The organism is Rhizobium sp. FKL33, from assembly GCF_005222915.1.
Lineage (GTDB): Bacteria > Pseudomonadota > Alphaproteobacteria > Rhizobiales > Rhizobiaceae > Rhizobium_E.
This window is the reverse complement of record NZ_STFX01000009.1, coordinates 17,449-34,594: the sequence shown is the minus strand read 5'-3', so window position 1 is coordinate 34,594 and position 17,146 is coordinate 17,449. Positions and strand designations below refer to the sequence as shown.

Sequence of the window (17,146 nt, the reverse complement as noted above, 5' to 3'; positions counted from 1 at the left end):
GGAGAAAGGGATGCACGTCGTCCCCCTTCCCCCAGCGCCGGCCCCATCTCGCCGCGACGCCTCGCGGTGTAGCCGATGATGGAACGATATGAGGATAAACGGCGTGGGATGGTGGGGGATGAAAATATTTTCGGGAGGGTGATTTTTTAAGAAAGACCCTCCCCAACCCCTCCCACAAGGGGAGGGGCTTAACCCGGGGTTGACACTGACGTCCCACAGTTCTGCCTAGCGGAGGAGAGGTGAATTGAGGCTGGAGGGTGCGGCAGCATAAGCCCCTCCCCCTTGTGGGGAGGGGTTGGGGAGGGGCTTTCCGCCCTCCGCCGTCATCCTCGGCCTTGTGCCGAGGATCTAAGACAGTCAACAAAATCAGAGCGTTGCAGATGCTCGGGACAAGCCCGAGCATGACGGAGAGGGATGTGCGGATGCGCTGGTTGACGGCGTGCGCGGCCCCTCATCCGGCTGCCGCCACCTTCTCCCCGCGGTTGCGGGAGAAGGGCGATGGAGCGCCGACATTGCCACACCCGCCTTCTCCCCGCAGGCGCAGGGAGAGCGTCCCGGCAGGGGGATGAGGGGCGGAGCACGACATCCATTCGGAGAAGAGGAGACGGCGCTTACACCCTCACGCCGCCTCCTGATCCTGTTCCTTCTGCGCCGAGACGATCAGCCTCAACACGAAATCGATCTTGGTGATGACCTTGCCGGTCAGCACGAACGGGTAGAAATCCGGCTGGCCCAGGCTGCGGTTGAGCGCATTGATCGCCACCGTCAACGGGATCCAGGAGGCAGTGACGGGGCGGATCGAGGTCGCCTTATAGGCGTCGAAATGCGGACCGGGTTTGGGGCCGGCGCCGGGCAGGACTTCGATTTCAGGCGAAATGCCATAGACCATGGCTGTTTCCAGCCCGTCTACCATGTGGAAGCAATGCGCCCAGGTTTCGGCGAAATCCTCCCAGGGATGGGCGGAGGCATAGGCCGAGACATAGTTCTCCTGCCAGTCGGCGGGCGCGCCTTCGGCGTAATGGCGCTGCAGCGCCGCGCCGTAGTCCTCTGTGGGATCGCCGAACAGCGCCTTGAAACGGTTGATCCGGTCGCCATCCCTGACGAGCAGGTCCCAATAGAAGTGGCCGATCTCGTGGCGGAAATGGCCGATCAGAGTGCGATAGGGTTCGCCCATCGACGTCCGGCGCTTCTCCCGCTCGGCGTCGTCGGCTTCGGCGACATTGATGGAGATCAGGCCATTGGCGTGGCCGGTCATCACAGGTTCGATCGTTCCATCTGGCGCGACCACGTCGGCGAGAAATTCGAAGGCGAGGCCATGGTCGGGATCATCCTGGCGCGACGGCAATGGCAGTTCGAACCGCGTCAGCGAATAGAACAGATGCCGCTTGGCCTGCTCGACCTTCTGCCATCGGCCGAGATTGTCGGGTGCGGACAGATCGGGAATGGTGAGATTGTAGCGGCAGGCGAGGCAGAAATTCTCGCCGCTGTTAGTGTCGACCAGCCAGTTGCAGGCGGCGTTTTCGGCATTGTCGCAGGTGATGAACAGGCGGTCGGGCGCGGCCTTGGCGCGGAAGGCGTCGCCTTCGGGCTCCAGCGCCGTCATGTCGAAGAGGTCGGCGACATAGCCGACCTTGAAGCCGCATTTCAGGCAGACGCTATTGTTGAAATGCAGCGTATTGCTGCAGTTTTGGCATTTGAAGATCTTCATGGATGGGCCTCAAACGGTGCTGACGCGATCACGCATTTTGATGGTGTTGCGCATGAAAGCATAGAGGATGAGCAAAGATGGGACGGCGATGAAGCCGCCGACGGGTCCCCAGAGCCAGATCCAGAAGGCCAGCGCCAGGAACACCAGAAACGGGTTCATGGTCATGGTGACGCCGAGCACCTGGGTGGTGACGAATTGCGATTCGATGAAATGCAGGCCGAGATAGATGGCGGGCGGCGTGAGGATCTCCACTCCGCCATGACGCGTAGCCAGGCTGATGCAGAGGAGCAGGATCGCCATCATCGCCGGACCGACATAGACCACGTAGTTGAGCACGGCGGCGAGCACGCCCCAGAGCAGCGGCGACGGCATGCCGACCAGCCAGAGACAGAAGGCCACCGCGCAGCCGAGCCCGATATTGACCAAGGTGATCGTCATCAGATAGCGCGAGATCAACTGCTCGGTGTCGCGGAAGAAATGGGCGATCCGCCAGCGCATGCGACGGGATATGCAGAGTTTCAGCACGGCGACGCGGAACTGGTCGCGGGTCGCCACGAAGAAATAGATGCTGGCGAAGAACAACAGCAGCTCGGCGATGATGGTCGGGCCCAGCGTGACGACGCTTTCCACCGCGCCGCCGCCCTGATCGACCTTGACCATGACGCCGCCGGTCTCGCCCATGGCGGAGCCGAGCTGCTTCTGCATCGACTGGAACGACGCCATCATATCCTTCCAGTCGGCGATATGCAGCTTCAGGCTTTCCCAGATCACCGGCGCCTTGTCGATCCAGGCCGACAGCGGCATGGCGAGCGCGCCGACGAGAATGACCACCAGTGCGATGAACAGGATGACGATGGCGAGGCCGGACACCCAGGCCGGCAGGCCGCGCCGCTCGATCGCCTTGGCGACCGGCGAGAACATCAGCCCGATGACCACGCCGAGCAGGATGGGAGCCAGGATGACCTCGGCGTAATCGAGCGCCGCGACGCCGACGATCAATGCGATGAGGATCTGCGCGATCCGCGCCCCGATGACGGAGGCCTGGTCGATGCCCGACTGCGGAGCAAGCCGGATGGTTTTGAGCTGAAAGCCGCGTGCGCGCATCTGTGATCTGTCCCCGATATGCCCCGACAACGGCGGACGGCTGTTTTGGTTCCGGATCGGCCGAGCCATTGCGCATGACCGGGAGGCTTCACGAAGCTGTGAGCGGAACGTGACCGATCTTTTCCGGAGTTTGTGCGTAAACTTCCGGGCTCAACCAGGGAGAAAAGCCATGACGATTCTGACTTTATCGCGCCGCAGTCTGTTCGCCACCGCCGCAACAGGGGCGATCGCCGCCCCCGCGATCCTGACCACATCGCTTCTCGACCCCGCAACCGCCGCCGCCGAGGAGGCGCCCGCCAAGCCGCCGCGGTTCCACAGCTTCAAATTCGGCGCGATGGACGTGACCGTCATTAGCGACGGCACCCGCGCCGCCGACAAACCGAACGAAACCTTCGGAACCAACCAGAAGCCGGAAGACGTGTCGGCGCTGTTGACCGCCAATTTTCTGCCGACCGACAAATTCGTCAACGGCTTTTCGCCGGTGCTGGTCAAGAGCGGCTCGGAACTCATCCTGTTCGACACCGGCATGGGCGAAGGCGGGCGCGAATGGGGCGCGGGCCAGTTGCGCGCCGGCATCCAGGCCGCCGGCTACAAGCCCGAGGACGTGACGCAGGTGGTGATCACCCATATGCATGGCGACCATATCAGCGGCCTGATGGAAGGCGGCAAGCCGGCTTTCCCGAACGCGCGCTATGTGTTCGGCGAGGCGGAATACGCCTTCTGGAAAGACCCTGCCCGCATGGGCACGCCGGCGGAAAACGGCCATAAGGGGGTGATGAAAAACATCACGCCGCTCGCCGAGAAGGCCACCTTCGTCAAGGACAACGCCGACGTAGCCCCCGGCGTGACCGGCATGGCCGCCTTCGGCCATTCGCCGGGGCATATGATCTACCGCCTGGAAAGCGAAGGCCAGAGCCTGATCCTGACCGCCGACACCGCCAACCACTTCGTGCTATCGCTGCAGCGACCGGACTGGGAAGTGAAATTCGACATGGACAAGGCCAAGGCGGCGGAGACCCGCAAGCGGGTATTCGACATGATCGCCACCGACCGGCTGGCCTTCATCGGCTATCACATGCCCTTCCCGGCGGTCGGATATGTCGAGAAGCAGGGCGAAGGTTATCGCTATACGCCGGCGACCTATCAGTTCGCGCTCTGAGCGTTACCGAAAGAGATCGGCGGGGAGAAAGATCGTCTCGCCGGTCTCACGGCTATGTGTCGTGTTCACAGCGCCGCCAAGCACGCGGAATATTCTACGCAATCGGCAAAAGTTGACTCGATTGCCGGACAGGCCAATAATCCCCCGGGCAAGCAGAGGCAGGTCATGAGCATCACGTCGTCGTCCGTTGTGGATTTTGGTGCAAGGAGAGCGTCAGCGGTTTCCTTGACCAAGCAGCTTGTCGCGCGTCTGGCTGACATCGGAGTCGACGCAAAAATCTTCGGTTCGCTCTCGTCGGGCAAATTCAACGCGCAATCCGACATCGACCTGCTCGTGACCGAATGCCCGCGCCACCTCAAATATAAAATCGAAGGACTTGTGGAGGATGGGCTGCCCGGCTTCTGCTTCGATGTGATTTATCTCGACGAAATTCCTGCGCATAGACGCCACCGTTTCCTGGAGACCGTGACCGATGCGGGCGATCTTCGTTGATCTGGACAACGATATCAGGGAAATTGCCGCCGAGGCGGAGATGCTGGGCCTGGCGCTGACTACATACAAAGCGACGAAGATTGAGCTTGTGCCGCATATGCGCTGGCTGGCCGTGAGCGGCCTCGCTTCGGGAATAGAGAAACTCTACTCCGGCTGCGAACGAGTCATGTCAACGGTCGCTTCGAGGATCGACGGCAATGCCGTGTCGCGCGATGACGGCTGGCATGCAACGCTTCTGCGGCGGCTGCACAACGATTATCCGGGCGTTCGCGATCGTGTGCTTTCAGATGACACCTATCGCGCATTGGACGGATTGCGGGCGTTTCGGCATCGGCAGAGGAATTCCTATGGGCTCTCGCTCGATCCGGAGATCGTGGAGGAGCGCGTCAGCGACGCTCTTGAAGCCTTTGCAATGTTTCAGGCAGACATGCAGCGACTGAAGTCATGTCTTGATCTCGGCGCTGAAGAGGCGGATTGACAAGGCCTCTGGCCCTACGCTGAGAAGGAATAGCAGAACTGACAGCAGACCCTCGGGACAAGCCCGAGGGAGACGGCGCCGGGAGGGATGCCCCCGACGCCAAAAACGTTACGCCGCCTGCTTCACCGCCTTCGGATTAAAGCGGCTGTAGAAGGTCTCGCCCTTGGCGGCCATGTCGAGGAGCAGCGGAGTCGGCTTGAAGTGGTCGCCATATGTGGCGGCCAGCTTTTCGCACAGCGCCACGAAGGCTTTCACGCCCATGCCGTCGATATAGCTCAGCGTCCCGCCGGTATAAGGGGCGAAGCCGAAGCCGAGGATGGAGCCGACATCGGCCTCGCGCGGATCGGTGACGACGCCCTCTTCCATGGTGCGGGCGGCTTCGAGCGCGATGGTGGCGAGCAGACGATCCTTGATCGTCTTGACATCCACCTCTTCGGTCTTCTTCTGCGCATAGAAGTCCTTCAGGCCCGGCCAGAGCGACTTCTTGGCGGGCTTGGCCGGATAGTCGTAGAAGCCCCGGCCGTTCTTGCGGCCGCGACGGTCGAGATCATTGACCATCTTGTCGATCAGCGTCATGTGCTCCGGCTTGACGGACGCTTCGCCCAAATCGGCGATCGAGGCCTTCATGATCTTCTGGCTGAGATCGACGGCGACTTCGTCATTGAGCGACAGCGGGCCCACCGGCATGCCGGCCGCCTTGGCGATGTTTTCGATCATCACCGCCGGCACGCCTTCGATCAGCATGTCATAGGCTTCGTTGATATAGCGGAAGACGCAGCGATTGACATAGAAGCCGCGCGTGTCGTTGACGACGATCGGCGTCTTGCGGATCGCGGCGACATAATCGAGCGCGGCGGCCAGCGCCTTGTCGCCGGTCTTTTCGCCGAGGATCACTTCCACCAGCATCATCTTTTCAACCGGCGAGAAGAAATGCACGCCGATGAACTGATCGGGGTGTTTTGAGTTTTCCGCAAGCCCGGTGATCGGCAGCGTCGAGGTGTTCGACGCAAAGATCGAGCTTTCCGGCAGGACAGCCTCGACTTGTTCGATCACCGCCTTCTTGACGGCGCGGTCTTCGAACACCGCTTCGATGACGAGATCGGCGTCGGCGATCTGGCTATAGTCGGAGGTCGCGGTGATCAGCGACAACAGCTTTTCGCCCTCTTCCTTGGTCGACTTGCCCTTGGCGATCGCGCCCTTGATCAGCTCTTCGGAATGGGCCTTGCCCTTGTCGGCGGCGGCCTGGTCGCGGTCGATCAGCACCACGGGAATGCCGGCGCGCGCCGTCACATAGGCGATGGAGGCGCCCATGAAGCCCGCGCCGACCACGCCGATCTTGGAGAACTTCGTGGCGGGCACGCCTGCCGGACGGCGCGCGCCCTTGCCGAGCTCCTGCATCGACACGAACAGCGACCGGACCATGGAGCGGGCCGAGACATTGTTGAGGATCTGGGTGAAATAGCGGAGCTCGACCTTGAGCGCGAGGTCGAAGGGCAGCTGCAGGCCCTCATAGACGCATTTCACGATCGCTTCGGCGCCCGGATAGTTCATATGCGTTTCGCGGCGCAGAATGGCGTTGGCGGCCGAGAACAGCTGCACGCCCTGCGGCGACCAGATGGTTCCGCCCGGCGCCTTGAAGCCCTTCTTGTCCCAGGGGGCGACGGGATCGACGCCGTTCTTGATCAGCGTCTTGGCCGCTTCGATCAGCTTGTCGGGATCGACGACTTCGTTGACCAGGCCCAGCGCCTTGGCGCGCGAGGCGGTGAGATCAGAGCCGGTGGTCATGATCTGTAGCGCATCCTGGGTGTTGATCAGGCGCGGCAGGCGCTGGGTGCCGCCGGCGCCCGGGAAGATGCCGACCTTGACTTCCGGCAGCGCGATCTTGACCGATTTGGCGTTGGAGGCGACGCGGGCGTGGCAGGACATGGCGAGTTCGGTGGCGCCGCCCATGCAGGTGCCGTTGATGGCGGCGACCCAGGGCTTTCCGCAGGTCTCGATCCGGCGCCAGAGACCGCTCATGCGGCCGGCAGCGTCGAACAGTTTCTGCGCGGCCGCAGTTGGATCGGCGGCTTTCGCCTCTTCCAGCATCGAGAACATGCCCTCGATCATGGTGAGATCGGCGCCGCCGGAAAAGGCGGATTTGCCGGAGGCGAAGACGACGCCCTTGACCTTCTCATCGGCCACGACGGCGGCGAGGATCGCCTCGATCTCGTCCATCACCTCGAGCGTGAAGACGTTCATGCTGCGGCCGGGCATGTCCCAGGTGACGAGGGCTACGCCATCGGCGTCGATGTCGAGGGTGAAATTCTTGTAAGTCATCTCTCTCTCTCCCAGTCTCAGACGCGCTCGATGATCGTGGCCGTGCCCATGCCGGCGCCGATGCAGAGGGTCACCAGCGCGGTGCCCAGTCCGCGGCGCTCCAATTCGTCGAGCACGGTGCCGAAGATCATCGCGCCGGTGGCGCCGAGCGGATGGCCGAGCGCGATGGCGCCGCCATTGACGTTGATCTTGTCATGCGCAATGTCGAAAGCCTGCATGTAGCGCAGCACGACAGCGGCGAAGGCTTCGTTGAGTTCGAAGAGATCGATGTCGCCGATGGTCATGCCGGCGCGCTTGAGCAGCTTTTCGGTGACGTCAACGGGACCGGTCAGCATGATCGCCGGCTCTGAGCCGATATTGGCGAAAGTGCGGATGCGGGCGCGCGGCTTCAGCCCCATCGCCTCGCCGCCGGCCTTGGAGCCGAGGAGCACAGCGCCCGCGCCATCGACGATCCCTGAGGAGTTGCCGGCATGGTGGACATAGGAGATGCGTTCGACATCGGGATGGGCGTCGATGGCGACGGCGTCGAAGCCGCCCATTTCGCCCATCATCTGGAAAGACGGCTGCAGCTGGCCGAGCGACTGCATGTCGGTTGTGGGTCGCATATGCTCGTCGCGGTCGAGAATGGTGAGACCGTTGACGTCCTTCACCGGCACGACAGAGCGCGAGAAATAGCCTTGCGCCCAGGAATGACCGGCGCGCTTCTGGCTCTCCACGGCATAGGCGTCGACGTCGTCGCGGCTGAAGCCGTATTTGGTGGCGATGAGATCGGCGGAGACGCCCTGCGGCATGAAATAGCCGGGAATGGCCACCGAGGGATCGACCGGCCAGGAGCCGCCCGCCATGCCCATGCCGACGCGGCTCATGGATTCGACACCGCCAGCGATGACGATGTCGTCGGCGCCGAAGGCGATTTTCGAAGCGGCGAGATTGATGGCGTCGAGACCCGAGGCGCAGAAGCGCGAGATCTGGATACCGGGAGCCTTGAAATCATAGCCGGCCTCGAAGGCGGCCGAGCGCGGGATCACCGCGCCCGCTTCCATGACCGGATCGACGCAGCCGAAAATGATGTCGTCGACAGTGGATGTGTCGAGCCCGTTGCGGTCGCGCAGCGCGGCAAGCGTATGCGCCGCCAACCGGGGCGTCGGCACCTCGTGCAGGGCGCCGTCCTTCTTGCCGCGGCCGCGCGGCGTCCGGACATGGTCAAAGACAAAGGCTTCGGTCATTTCGTCTTTCCTCCCTTTCAGCCGATTGCGATCGGCCTGGAACTTATTCAAAAAATGTCGACACGCGCGCCAAGACATCATCGACGATGAAGTCGGGCGCTTTTTCGGAAAACCTGCCGCCGCGCGCCCGGATGTCGAGCGCGCGGATCTGATGACACAACACCACGCCCACAGCATTCGTGCCGGCGCCGGACAGCGGCACGGCAAAGCCCTGATAGCGGGCGAACTCTGCGCCGGCGCTGATCGGCGCGACGATGGGGGCGCCGAGTTGATTGAAGGCCTTGGGCGTCAGGACGAGAACATAGCGCGGATTGGCCTGTTCCCGGCCTTTGACCGGATTGAGATCGACATGCCAGATGTCGCCGCGCTCCATCACAGCACCTCGCTGCCGACAGGCGGGGCATCGAGCCAGGCCTGCTCGTCCTCGCTGAGCGACGCGTCCGGATCGCATTGGGCGACAAGTTCATCAAGGCTGTAGCGCGGCCGCGGCCTTGGGACCGCGACCAGCCGACCATTTTCGACGGAGAGATCGAGCTTGGCGTTGGGCGCAAGTCCCAACGTCTCCAACAGCGGTTTGGGGATCGCCATCATCACGGAGCCGCCTACGATTCTCAATGTCGAAGTCGCCATGGATCTCTCCCGGAAAAGTTATATCACAGTATAACTTTTCCGCTCCTTCCGCAAATCAGAACGCCGCCGCACCGAGCGCCATAACGCTGTCGGCGCCAGCCTCGATGCGCGCCTTGCGGAAGGCCGTTTCCGGCATCATCCGCTCCATGTAATAGCGCGCCGTCACCAGCTTGTTGGCGAGGAACTCGGCGCGCGCGTCGCCGGCGTCGAGCAGCTCCTGCGCCGCCTTGGCCTGACGGCCCCACATATAGCCGAGAATGACGAGACCGAAGAGATGCATATAGTCGGTCGCGCCGGCGCCGGCATTGTCGGGCTTGGCCATGGCGTTGCTCATGAACCACATGGTGGCGGCCTGCAGGTCGTTCAAGCCTTTCTTGATCGCCTTGGTGAAGGGCGCGAGTTTTTCATTGGCGCGGTTTTCTTCGCAGAAATCGCCGATCTCCTTGAACACGGCCATCACGGCCCGACCGCCATTGGCGGCGAGCTTCCGGCCGACCAGATCCATGGCCTGAACGCCGTTTGCGCCTTCATAGATCATGGCGATGCGGGCGTCGCGGACATACTGGCTCATGCCGTATTCCTCGATATAGCCGTGACCGCCGAACATTTGCTGGGCGGCGACCGCATTGTCGAAGCCGCGATCGGTCATCACGCCCTTGAGGACCGGGGTCATGATCGAGAGAATGTCGTCGGCGTTCTGGCGGGCGGCCGCGTCTTCGGAGCGATGCGCGATATCGGACTGCAGCGCCGAATAGAGCGCAAAGGCGCGGCCGGCCTCGTTGATCGACTTGATCTGCATCAGCGTGCGGCGGACATCGGGATGAACGATGATCGGATCGGCCTTCTTGTCCGGCGCCTTGGGGCCGGTGAGCGAGCGGCCCTGTATGCGGTCGCGGGCATATTGGGCGGCGGACTGATAGGCGGCTTCCGAGATCGACAGGCCCTGCAGGCCGACGCCGAGACGGGCTTCATTCATCATCACGAACATGGCGGCGAGGCCGCGATTTTCCTGTCCGATCAGATAGCCGGTCGCCTCGTCATGATTCATGACGCAGGTGGCGTTGGCGTGAATGCCCATCTTGTGCTCGATCGCACCGCAGCTGACGCCGTTGCGCGCGCCAAGCGAGCCGTCTTCATTCACCAGGAATTTCGGCACGATGAACAGCGAAATGCCTTTGGTGCCCTCAGGCGCGCCCTCGATGCGGGCGAGCACCAGATGGATGATATTGTCGGACATGTCGTGTTCGCCGGCGGAGATGAAGATCTTCTGGCCGGAAATCTTGTATGAGCCATCGGCCTGCGGAACCGCCTTGGTGCGCAAGAGGCCGAGATCGGTGCCACAATGCGGCTCGGTCAGATTCATCGTGCCGGTCCAGACGCCCTCGACCATCTTCGGCAGATAGGTTTCCTTCTGGGCATCCGAACCATGCACCAGGATCGCGGCGATCGCGCCATTGGTGAGGCCGGGATACATGGCGAAGGCCATGTTCGCCGACGACATATATTCGCCGACGGCGGTGTGCAGCACATAAGGCAGGTTCTGGCCGCCATAGGCTTCCGGCACCGAAAGCCCGATCCAGCCGCCCTGGCAATAGGCGTCGTAAGCGGCCTTGAAGCCCTTGGGCGGCGTCACCGAGCCATCGTCATGGCGGGTGCAGCCTTCCTGGTCGCCGGAAAGATTGAGCGGGAACAGCACTTCCTCGGCCAGCTTCCCTGCTTCGGCGACGATTGCTTCGACGACGTCGGGCGACGCCTCGGAAAAGCCGGGAAGATTGTTGAACTTCTGGATCCCCAGGACATCATTGAGCACGAACATCGTGTCGTCGACCGGAGCCTTGTAAACGGGCATGAACGCCTCCTCGCCTTCGCCGTAAATCAATATGGATAGCACTACTACAAAATTTTGACGTTTGCGTAAACGTCAAAATTGATCGGCGATTTCGTTCTGGGCGAGATCGGACGCAAATTCCTGTGATTTCCGCCGAAAGTCGTACAAATCAGTTTCTCGAGCAGCTTGCCTAAGAAAAATAGTTAATAAATAGTAAACAAACAAGCTTGCGTCGTAACAAATGTAACACCATCAGAAGATAGTTACAACATCACACAAATCGGTCAGTTTCCATACTTCGTTACGTTGCAAAGCTCATATATTAACACATTGTTTACCATGTTTAACTATCCATGCTCCATAAGTTAAGGATGATTGAGATTGTGTCTACGCGCGAAGCAGGCCGAAAGCCCGAGGAAAGCCTCACATGCTATCGCGAAGCGCTTGGGCCTTTGCCAGCCCGGGCCGACAAACGAGACGCGATCGGTCGACCTGAATTCCGGCCTGGACGTCGAGCGAGCTGACACATGAACGGATCACGATCACAGTATTCTAGCCATGGCGGCAAGCCATCGTTCGATCAGTTGAGCAAGACGATCGAAGGCCTCGAAGCGCGCATCCAGGGACTTGTGAGCGAGCGGCGCCCACCCAGCCGCCCCGCCTATATGGACCCGGGCTCGGTCGACGAGATCCTCGAACGCCAGCGTATGCTGTCGTCCGTGCGCGAACGCGTGGCGGCAGCCGACAGGACGCTGCGCACGGATGCGGAGCGCAGCCGTCCGGAACGGCGCGACCGCCCCGAGCGTCAGGAACGCCGCGGGCATGACGACTATGAGACCCGTCGTGAGCCCCCGCGCACCAGGGAAGCCATTCCGCCCGCTCCCGCCTATGCGCGTCAGCCGCAGACGCAGGATGCGCTCGCCGACATCGCGGCGACGCTGGAAGCCCTGCGCGGCGAACTGCGCCAGGGCTTGAGCCACAACAATTTCGACGCCATCCGCGAAGAAATTCGCGGCCTGAAAGGCGCAGCCGCAGGCGGCGCCGGCGCGAGCGACCTCGTGCGCAAGGAGATCCTCAAGCTCAACGAGACCATCCGCCGGCTCGGAGAAGCCGAGCAGACGCCGCGGGTCGACGATCTCCTCGCCGAGATCGAGGACCTCCGCACCATGGCCGCGGGTCTGGCCCGCGAAGACAGCGTCCGCCGGCTCGACGACAAATGGAACCGCGCCGAACAGATCTGGGACAACACCGCGCGAAAAATCGACGCCATAGACCAGGACGCGCTGCGGGAAGAGTTGGTGCAGATCGCCTGGCGCATCGACGGCATAAAGTCGGGTCTCGGCGAGATCAACGCCGCTCCGGCCATCCGCGCCCTCGAGGACAAGCTGATCACGCTTGCGGACGCAGTGGAATCCGTGGGCCGCAGCGTGGAGGCCAGGAACGATCTCGGCGGCCAGTTCGAGGGTCTCGACCGCCGTCTCGACGAAATCAGCCGCGCCATCGCCGCAAGCGTACGCCAAGCCGACAACAGCAAGGACCACGCCGCGCTGCAATCGATAGAAAAGCGCATCGGCGATCTCGGCCGGCATATCGACGCGCTGCATCGGCAGAACGAGGAATCCGGGCTCGCCCAGCGCATCGAACTCCTGACGCAGCGGATCGAGGATCTCGCCGCCGACGAAGAGACGCAGAAGCTCGAACAGCGCATCGCCGAACTGTCGGGCCTGATCGAACGCAGCCTGGAAGATCGCGACGATTCCGGCCTCGCCGGCCATCTCGCCGATCTCTCGCGCAAGATCGACCGGCTGGGCGACAACGACCCGGCTCCTCTGATCGACCGTCTCGATCTTCTCGCGCGCCGGCTCGACGACTTCGATCGCCCGACCGAGGTCGGTTCCTTCGCAGCGCCGGATTTCAGCCATCTCGAAAACCGCCTCTCGGATATCGCCGCAAGGCTCGAGGAAACGGCCGCCGCGCCGCCCTCGGACACCCGCGCGCTCGCCAATCTCGAACAGCAGATCGCCTCGTTGTCGTCCCTGCTCAGCCAGCCCTCGCAGCCGCAGGCCGCGCCGCAAGAACTGACCCGCAGCATGGCGGTGATCGAGGATTACATCGCCACCAGCGACGAATTCATCGTCGAAGCGGCTCGCCAGGCGGCTGAAGCCGTGGTGGAGGCCTATGCCAGAGCCGGCGCCAACGGCCAGGGCGCGAGCCATGTCGATCTTTCGGCGCTGAGCGCGCTGACCGAAGACCTGCGCGCGCTCGAAACCTATGCGCGCTCCAGCGAGGAACGCACGGCGGAAACCTTCTCGGCGCTTCACCAGACGCTGACCCAGATCGCCCGCCGGCTCGACGATCTCAGCGTCGCCACCGAGCGCCCGCGTCGCGACGACGCGCCGGTAATGCCCCGCGCCGCCGAACCGGTCTTCAGGGCGCCGCTTGAGGAAAACGCCCCCCCGCCGCGCGCGCCGTTAAAATCCGCAGAACCCGCTGCGGCTCCGCGTCCTGCGCCGCGCGCCGCTGCGACCGTCGACGTGTTCGAGGACGAGGATTTCTCCGAAGCCGCCGCCGCGGCCATCGCCGAGGATGTGGAGGCGCCCGCCGCGCCCAGCGCCGAGCCGGCGAAGCCGCGCCCGACCAGCCTGATCGCCAGCCTCGCCGCCAAGCTCAAGCCATCCAAGAAGACTCCTGCGGAGCGGGTGGCGGTCGCCGAAGCGCCCGCTCTCGATCCAGCCGGCGCCGAGCCCGACGCCGCCGACGACAGTCTGCTGATCGAACCGGGCGGAACCGCCCCCGATGTGCGCAAGATCATGGAAAAAGTGCGCGCCGGCCAGAAATCCGGCCGCGCCGCCGAGGCGGGTCCCGCCGACGTAATCGCCGCCGCCCGCCGCGCCGCCCAGGCCGCCGCCCGCGAAGCCGGCATGCAGCAACCGCTGAAGGCGGGCAAGACATCGGCCAAGGGCGCGACGAAGCCTCAGGCGAAGAAAAACGACAGCCAGGCGCGCCGTCCGCTGCTGCTCGCGGCGGGCGCGGTGCTGCTCCTGATGCTGTCCTATCCGCTGGTGTCGAACCTCATCAACAGCAGGGCCGAACCGCAGGCGGTGTCCGCGCCGGTCGAGGACAAGACCAGCGGCGCCGTCGAAAGCGCCGAGCAGCCGGCTATCGCCGACAACGCCGCGCCGGCTGAAGCCGAGATGGCGCCGGTCGAGACCGCAGACGCTTCGTCGTCCGAACCGCCGCCCGCTCAGCCCTTCGGCGACGCGCAGATCGAAGACGCCCAGGCGAACGCCGAACCGGCAACGCCTCTGGAGCCCGCAGCCGCCGAACAGGCTGACGCAGCCCCCGCCACGGAAGCCGCAGCGCCTGCCCACGTCGCTCCGGCGACGACGGAGCCGCCGCAAGCCGCAGAGATCGAAACGCCCGCCGATCTCAAGCCGGCGTCGCTGGTGGCCGCGGCCAAGAAGGCCGATCCGCTCGCCTTCTTCGAGATCGGCGCGCGTTACGCCGACGGACGCGGCATGGCCGCCGATCCCAAGGCGGCCGTGACCTGGTATCAGCGCGCCGCCGACGCCGGTTTCGCGCCCGCCCAGTACCGGCTCGCCAGCATCTTTGAAAAGGGTCTGGGCGTCGACCGCGACATCGCCAAAGCGCGCGCCCTCTATGCCCAGGCCGCCGGACAGGGCAACACCAGCGCCATGCACAATCTCGCGGTGCTGAACGCCACCGGCGTCGAAGGCAAGCCGGACTTCACCGAAGCCGCCCGCTGGTTCAAGGAAGCCGCCGAGCGCAATGTCCGCGACAGCCAGTACAATCTCGCCATCCTCTATGCGCGGGGCAACGGCGTGCCGCAGGATCTCGCCCAGTCCTACAAATGGTTCGCGGTCGCGGCCATGCAGGGCGACCAGGACGCCGCGCAGAAGCGCGATGAAGTGGCCAATGCGCTGGGCGCCGAGAAACTGAAGGCCGCCAAGGCCGAAGTGGATCTGTGGCGCGCAGCCCCTGTCGACGAAGACGCCAACAATCCGGTCATCCCGGACGACTGGATCGCCAAGGCCAACACCACGGCCAGCGTCGACATGAAAAAGGCGATCCGCAACATCCAGGCGATCCTCAACAACAACGGTTTCGACGCCGGCCCCGCCGACGGCGAAATCGGCAAGAAGACCGTCGAGGCGATCAAGGCCTTCCAGAAAAAGGTCGGCCAGGAGCCGACCGGCAAGATCGACGAGGCGCTGGTCAAGGAACTTCTCAAGCATAACAAGAAGCCGTCCTGACTCATCCCGGATCAGGCGAGGAAGTCCACTTAACCGGTGGAATCCATGGCGAAATGGTTAATTCATTATATCCGCGACGGCGCGTCCGTCGCGGTTGACACCGTCATTTTTGCGGCGCAACAGTTCCTTAAAGCCAATCTGTAACACTCTTGAACAGGACGGGGCGACCCGACCTGAAAACCTCCTTTTTTTCTGCAAGGAGCGCCTGTGTCGATCTATCTGCCGATCGCCGAATTGTCGGCCAATATCCTGATCATTCTCGGCATGGGCGCCGCCGTCGGCTTCCTGTCGGGCATGTTCGGCGTCGGCGGCGGCTTTCTGATCACGCCGCTCCTGATCTTCTACAACGTGCCGCCGGCCATCGCGGTCGCCACCGGCGCTAATCAGGTCGTGGCCTCCTCGATTTCCGGCGCTATAACCCATTTCCGACGCGGCACGATTGATTTGAAGCTCGGCACGGTGCTCTTGCTCGGAGGCCTGCTCGGCGCAACCGTCGGCATCTGGATCTTTTCGGCGCTGCGGGCGCTTGGTCAGCTCGATCTGGTGATTTCGCTTCTCTACGTGGCGTTGCTGACCAGCGTCGGCGGGCTGATGATGTGGGAAAGCGTCAACGCCATGCGTCGCGCCCGGAACAACGAGACGGTGACGGTCAAGCGCGCCCAGCACAACTGGGTGCATCGCCTGCCCTTCAAGATGCGCTTCAAGAAATCCAAGATCTATCTGTCGGTGATCCCGGTGGCGGGACTCGGCTTCGGCGTCGGGGTGCTGACCTCGGTGATGGGGGTCGGCGGCGGCTTCATCATGGTGCCGGCGATGATCTATCTCCTGCGCATTCCCACAAGCGTCGTCGTCGGCACCTCGCTGTTCCAGATTATCTTCGTCTCGACTTATTCCACCATTGTGCAGGCGGTGACCAACCACACGGTGGATATCGTGCTCGCCTTCATCCTGATGCTGTCGGGCGTGGTGGCGGCGCAGTATGGCGTCCGCGTCGGCCAGAAGCTGAAGGCCGAACAGTTGCGCGCGCTGCTGGCGCTCTTGATCCTCGCCGTGGGCCTGCGCCTCGCCATCGATCTCTTCCTGCCGCCGGCCGATCTTTATTCGATCGCCCGTTCGGGGGCTGGACAATGAGAAGGATTGCGACCGCCCTCGCCTGGCTGGCGCTTCTCTGGGGGCCGGCGCTGGCCGAACCGATCGGCGGGCCGCCGCGGCCCGTACAGCGCGAGGCGATCAATATCGGCGTGTCCTCGCGTGAAATCGCCATCGCGCCTGATTTCGCCGGCACCGATGTGACTGTGTTCGGCTCGCTCGAAAATGTCGACCCCTATCTGCTCGCCATCGGCGCCTATGACATCGTCGTGTCTCTCGAAGGCCCGCGCGACTTCGTGACCGTGCGCAAGAAGGACCGGGTGATGGGCGTGTGGATCAACCGCCACGCCGTGACCTTCGAGCGTATGCCGGAATCGCTGTCGATGGCCTCGACCAAGGTCATTGCCGACATCGCCACGCCGCTCGAACTCTACACCCACGGCGTCGGGCTGCCGGCGGTGAAAGTGGTGCCCTCGACCTTCTCCGGTCGCGCCGAACAGCTTACCGAATATCGCGACGCCTTTCTCGGGCTGAAGGAAAAGGCGAGGCTCTACCAGACCAACCCGGGCGGCGTCTCCTTCGTCTCCTCTTCGCTGTTCCAGGCGAATATCCACATCCCGGCCGACATCCCGAACGGCACGCATACGATCCGCGCCGTGGTGTTCAAATCCGGCCAGTATGTCGCCGAAAAGGAACTCAAGCTGCATGTGCAGAAGACCGGCCTGGAACAGATGATCACCCGCGCGGCCGAGGATGATCCGCTCATTTACGGCATCGTCGCGGTGCTGCTCGCAGCCCTCACAGGCTGGACGGCGAGCGTGATGTTCCGTCGGGATTGA

General features: G+C 63.2%; 13 protein-coding genes. 6 read left to right on the top strand and 7 right to left on the bottom strand.

What is annotated here, in order from left to right:
* Positions 1 to 619 precede the first annotated feature (619 nt).
* Positions 620 to 1,708, bottom strand: coding sequence for a putative zinc-binding metallopeptidase (locus tag E8Q41_RS06305; RefSeq protein WP_137154673.1), 1,089 nt, complete (start codon positions 1,706 to 1,708; stop codon positions 620 to 622).
* A gap of 9 nt (positions 1,709 to 1,717) precedes the next feature.
* Positions 1,718 to 2,812 carry an AI-2E family transporter gene (locus E8Q41_RS06300; protein ID WP_170976381.1) on the bottom strand — a complete coding sequence of 365 codons (1,095 nt, stop codon included), beginning with the start codon at positions 2,810 to 2,812 and terminating at the stop codon, positions 1,718 to 1,720.
* 169 nt (positions 2,813 to 2,981) lie between these two features.
* Here E8Q41_RS06300 and E8Q41_RS06295 point away from each other — a divergent pair, with 169 nt between their 5' ends.
* From E8Q41_RS06295 to E8Q41_RS06285, 3 genes are all read left to right on the top strand, one after another.
* Positions 2,982 to 3,971 (top strand): MBL fold metallo-hydrolase, encoded by a 990-nt coding sequence (locus E8Q41_RS06295; RefSeq protein WP_137154671.1) that lies wholly within the window; start codon positions 2,982 to 2,984, stop codon positions 3,969 to 3,971.
* A gap of 165 nt (positions 3,972 to 4,136) precedes the next feature.
* Entirely contained in the window at positions 4,137 to 4,463 is a 327-nt protein-coding gene (locus E8Q41_RS06290; protein WP_137154670.1) for a nucleotidyltransferase domain-containing protein, read from the top strand.
* On the top strand, positions 4,444 to 4,941 hold the full coding sequence (locus E8Q41_RS06285; RefSeq protein ID WP_137154669.1) for a hypothetical protein: 498 nt from the start codon (positions 4,444 to 4,446) through the stop codon (positions 4,939 to 4,941). The genes E8Q41_RS06290 and E8Q41_RS06285 overlap by 20 nt, the downstream gene beginning before the upstream one ends.
* A 108-nt stretch (positions 4,942 to 5,049) precedes the next feature.
* Here the strand turns inward: E8Q41_RS06285 and E8Q41_RS06280 are convergent, their stop codons facing one another.
* From E8Q41_RS06280 to E8Q41_RS06260, 5 genes are read right to left on the bottom strand one after another with little or no spacing between them, the layout of a single operon-like run.
* On the bottom strand, positions 5,050 to 7,260 hold the full coding sequence (locus E8Q41_RS06280) for an FAD-dependent oxidoreductase (RefSeq protein WP_137154668.1): 2,211 nt from the start codon (positions 7,258 to 7,260) through the stop codon (positions 5,050 to 5,052).
* A 17-nt stretch (positions 7,261 to 7,277) separates the two neighbouring features.
* A complete protein-coding gene (locus E8Q41_RS06275; protein ID WP_137154667.1) occupies positions 7,278 to 8,486 on the bottom strand; it encodes an acetyl-CoA C-acetyltransferase in 1,209 nt (402 codons plus the stop codon).
* A gap of 43 nt (positions 8,487 to 8,529) precedes the next feature.
* Entirely contained in the window at positions 8,530 to 8,859 is a 330-nt protein-coding gene (locus E8Q41_RS06270) for a type II toxin-antitoxin system PemK/MazF family toxin (protein WP_137154666.1), read from the bottom strand.
* Positions 8,859 to 9,116: an antitoxin gene (locus E8Q41_RS06265; RefSeq protein ID WP_137154665.1), complete on the bottom strand. Its 258-nt coding sequence runs from the start codon at positions 9,114 to 9,116 to the stop codon at positions 8,859 to 8,861. Before E8Q41_RS06265 ends, E8Q41_RS06270 begins: the two co-directional genes overlap by 1 nt.
* 55 nt (positions 9,117 to 9,171) lie before the next feature.
* Positions 9,172 to 10,965, bottom strand: a complete 1,794-nt coding sequence (locus E8Q41_RS06260; RefSeq protein WP_137154664.1) for an acyl-CoA dehydrogenase C-terminal domain-containing protein — start codon at positions 10,963 to 10,965, stop codon at positions 9,172 to 9,174.
* Positions 10,966 to 11,471: 506 nt separating this feature from the next.
* On the opposite strand from E8Q41_RS06260, the gene E8Q41_RS06255 reads away from it, so the two are divergent.
* From E8Q41_RS06255 to E8Q41_RS06245, 3 genes are all read left to right on the top strand, one after another.
* On the top strand, positions 11,472 to 15,218 hold the full coding sequence (locus E8Q41_RS06255; protein WP_137154663.1) for an SEL1-like repeat protein: 3,747 nt from the start codon (positions 11,472 to 11,474) through the stop codon (positions 15,216 to 15,218).
* A gap of 207 nt (positions 15,219 to 15,425) precedes the next feature.
* Positions 15,426 to 16,349 carry a sulfite exporter TauE/SafE family protein gene (locus tag E8Q41_RS06250; protein ID WP_137154662.1) on the top strand — a complete coding sequence of 308 codons (924 nt, stop codon included), beginning with the start codon at positions 15,426 to 15,428 and terminating at the stop codon, positions 16,347 to 16,349.
* Positions 16,346 to 17,146 (top strand): TIGR02186 family protein, encoded by an 801-nt coding sequence (locus tag E8Q41_RS06245; protein WP_137154661.1) that lies wholly within the window; start codon positions 16,346 to 16,348, stop codon positions 17,144 to 17,146. The genes E8Q41_RS06250 and E8Q41_RS06245 overlap by 4 nt, the downstream gene beginning before the upstream one ends.

Bases quoted from the DNA above. Each gene is read 5' to 3' on its own strand.
- E8Q41_RS06305 (WP_137154673.1), bottom strand. From the start codon at position 1,708: ATGAAGATCTTCAAATGCCAAAACTGCAGCAATACGCTGCATTTCAAC.
- E8Q41_RS06300 (WP_170976381.1), bottom strand. From the start codon at position 2,812: ATGCGCGCACGCGGCTTTCAGCTCAAAACCATCCGGCTTGCTCCGCAG.
- E8Q41_RS06295 (WP_137154671.1), top strand. From the start codon at position 2,982: ATGACGATTCTGACTTTATCGCGCCGCAGTCTGTTCGCCACCGCCGCA.
- E8Q41_RS06290 (WP_137154670.1), top strand. From the start codon at position 4,137: ATGAGCATCACGTCGTCGTCCGTTGTGGATTTTGGTGCAAGGAGAGCG.
- E8Q41_RS06285 (WP_137154669.1), top strand. From the start codon at position 4,444: ATGCGGGCGATCTTCGTTGATCTGGACAACGATATCAGGGAAATTGCC.
- E8Q41_RS06280 (WP_137154668.1), bottom strand. From the start codon at position 7,260: ATGACTTACAAGAATTTCACCCTCGACATCGACGCCGATGGCGTAGCC.
- E8Q41_RS06275 (WP_137154667.1), bottom strand. From the start codon at position 8,486: ATGACCGAAGCCTTTGTCTTTGACCATGTCCGGACGCCGCGCGGCCGC.
- E8Q41_RS06270 (WP_137154666.1), bottom strand. From the start codon at position 8,859: ATGGAGCGCGGCGACATCTGGCATGTCGATCTCAATCCGGTCAAAGGC.
- E8Q41_RS06265 (WP_137154665.1), bottom strand. From the start codon at position 9,116: ATGGCGACTTCGACATTGAGAATCGTAGGCGGCTCCGTGATGATGGCG.
- E8Q41_RS06260 (WP_137154664.1), bottom strand. From the start codon at position 10,965: ATGCCCGTTTACAAGGCTCCGGTCGACGACACGATGTTCGTGCTCAAT.
- E8Q41_RS06255 (WP_137154663.1), top strand. From the start codon at position 11,472: ATGAACGGATCACGATCACAGTATTCTAGCCATGGCGGCAAGCCATCG.
- E8Q41_RS06245 (WP_137154661.1), top strand. From the start codon at position 16,346: ATGAGAAGGATTGCGACCGCCCTCGCCTGGCTGGCGCTTCTCTGGGGG.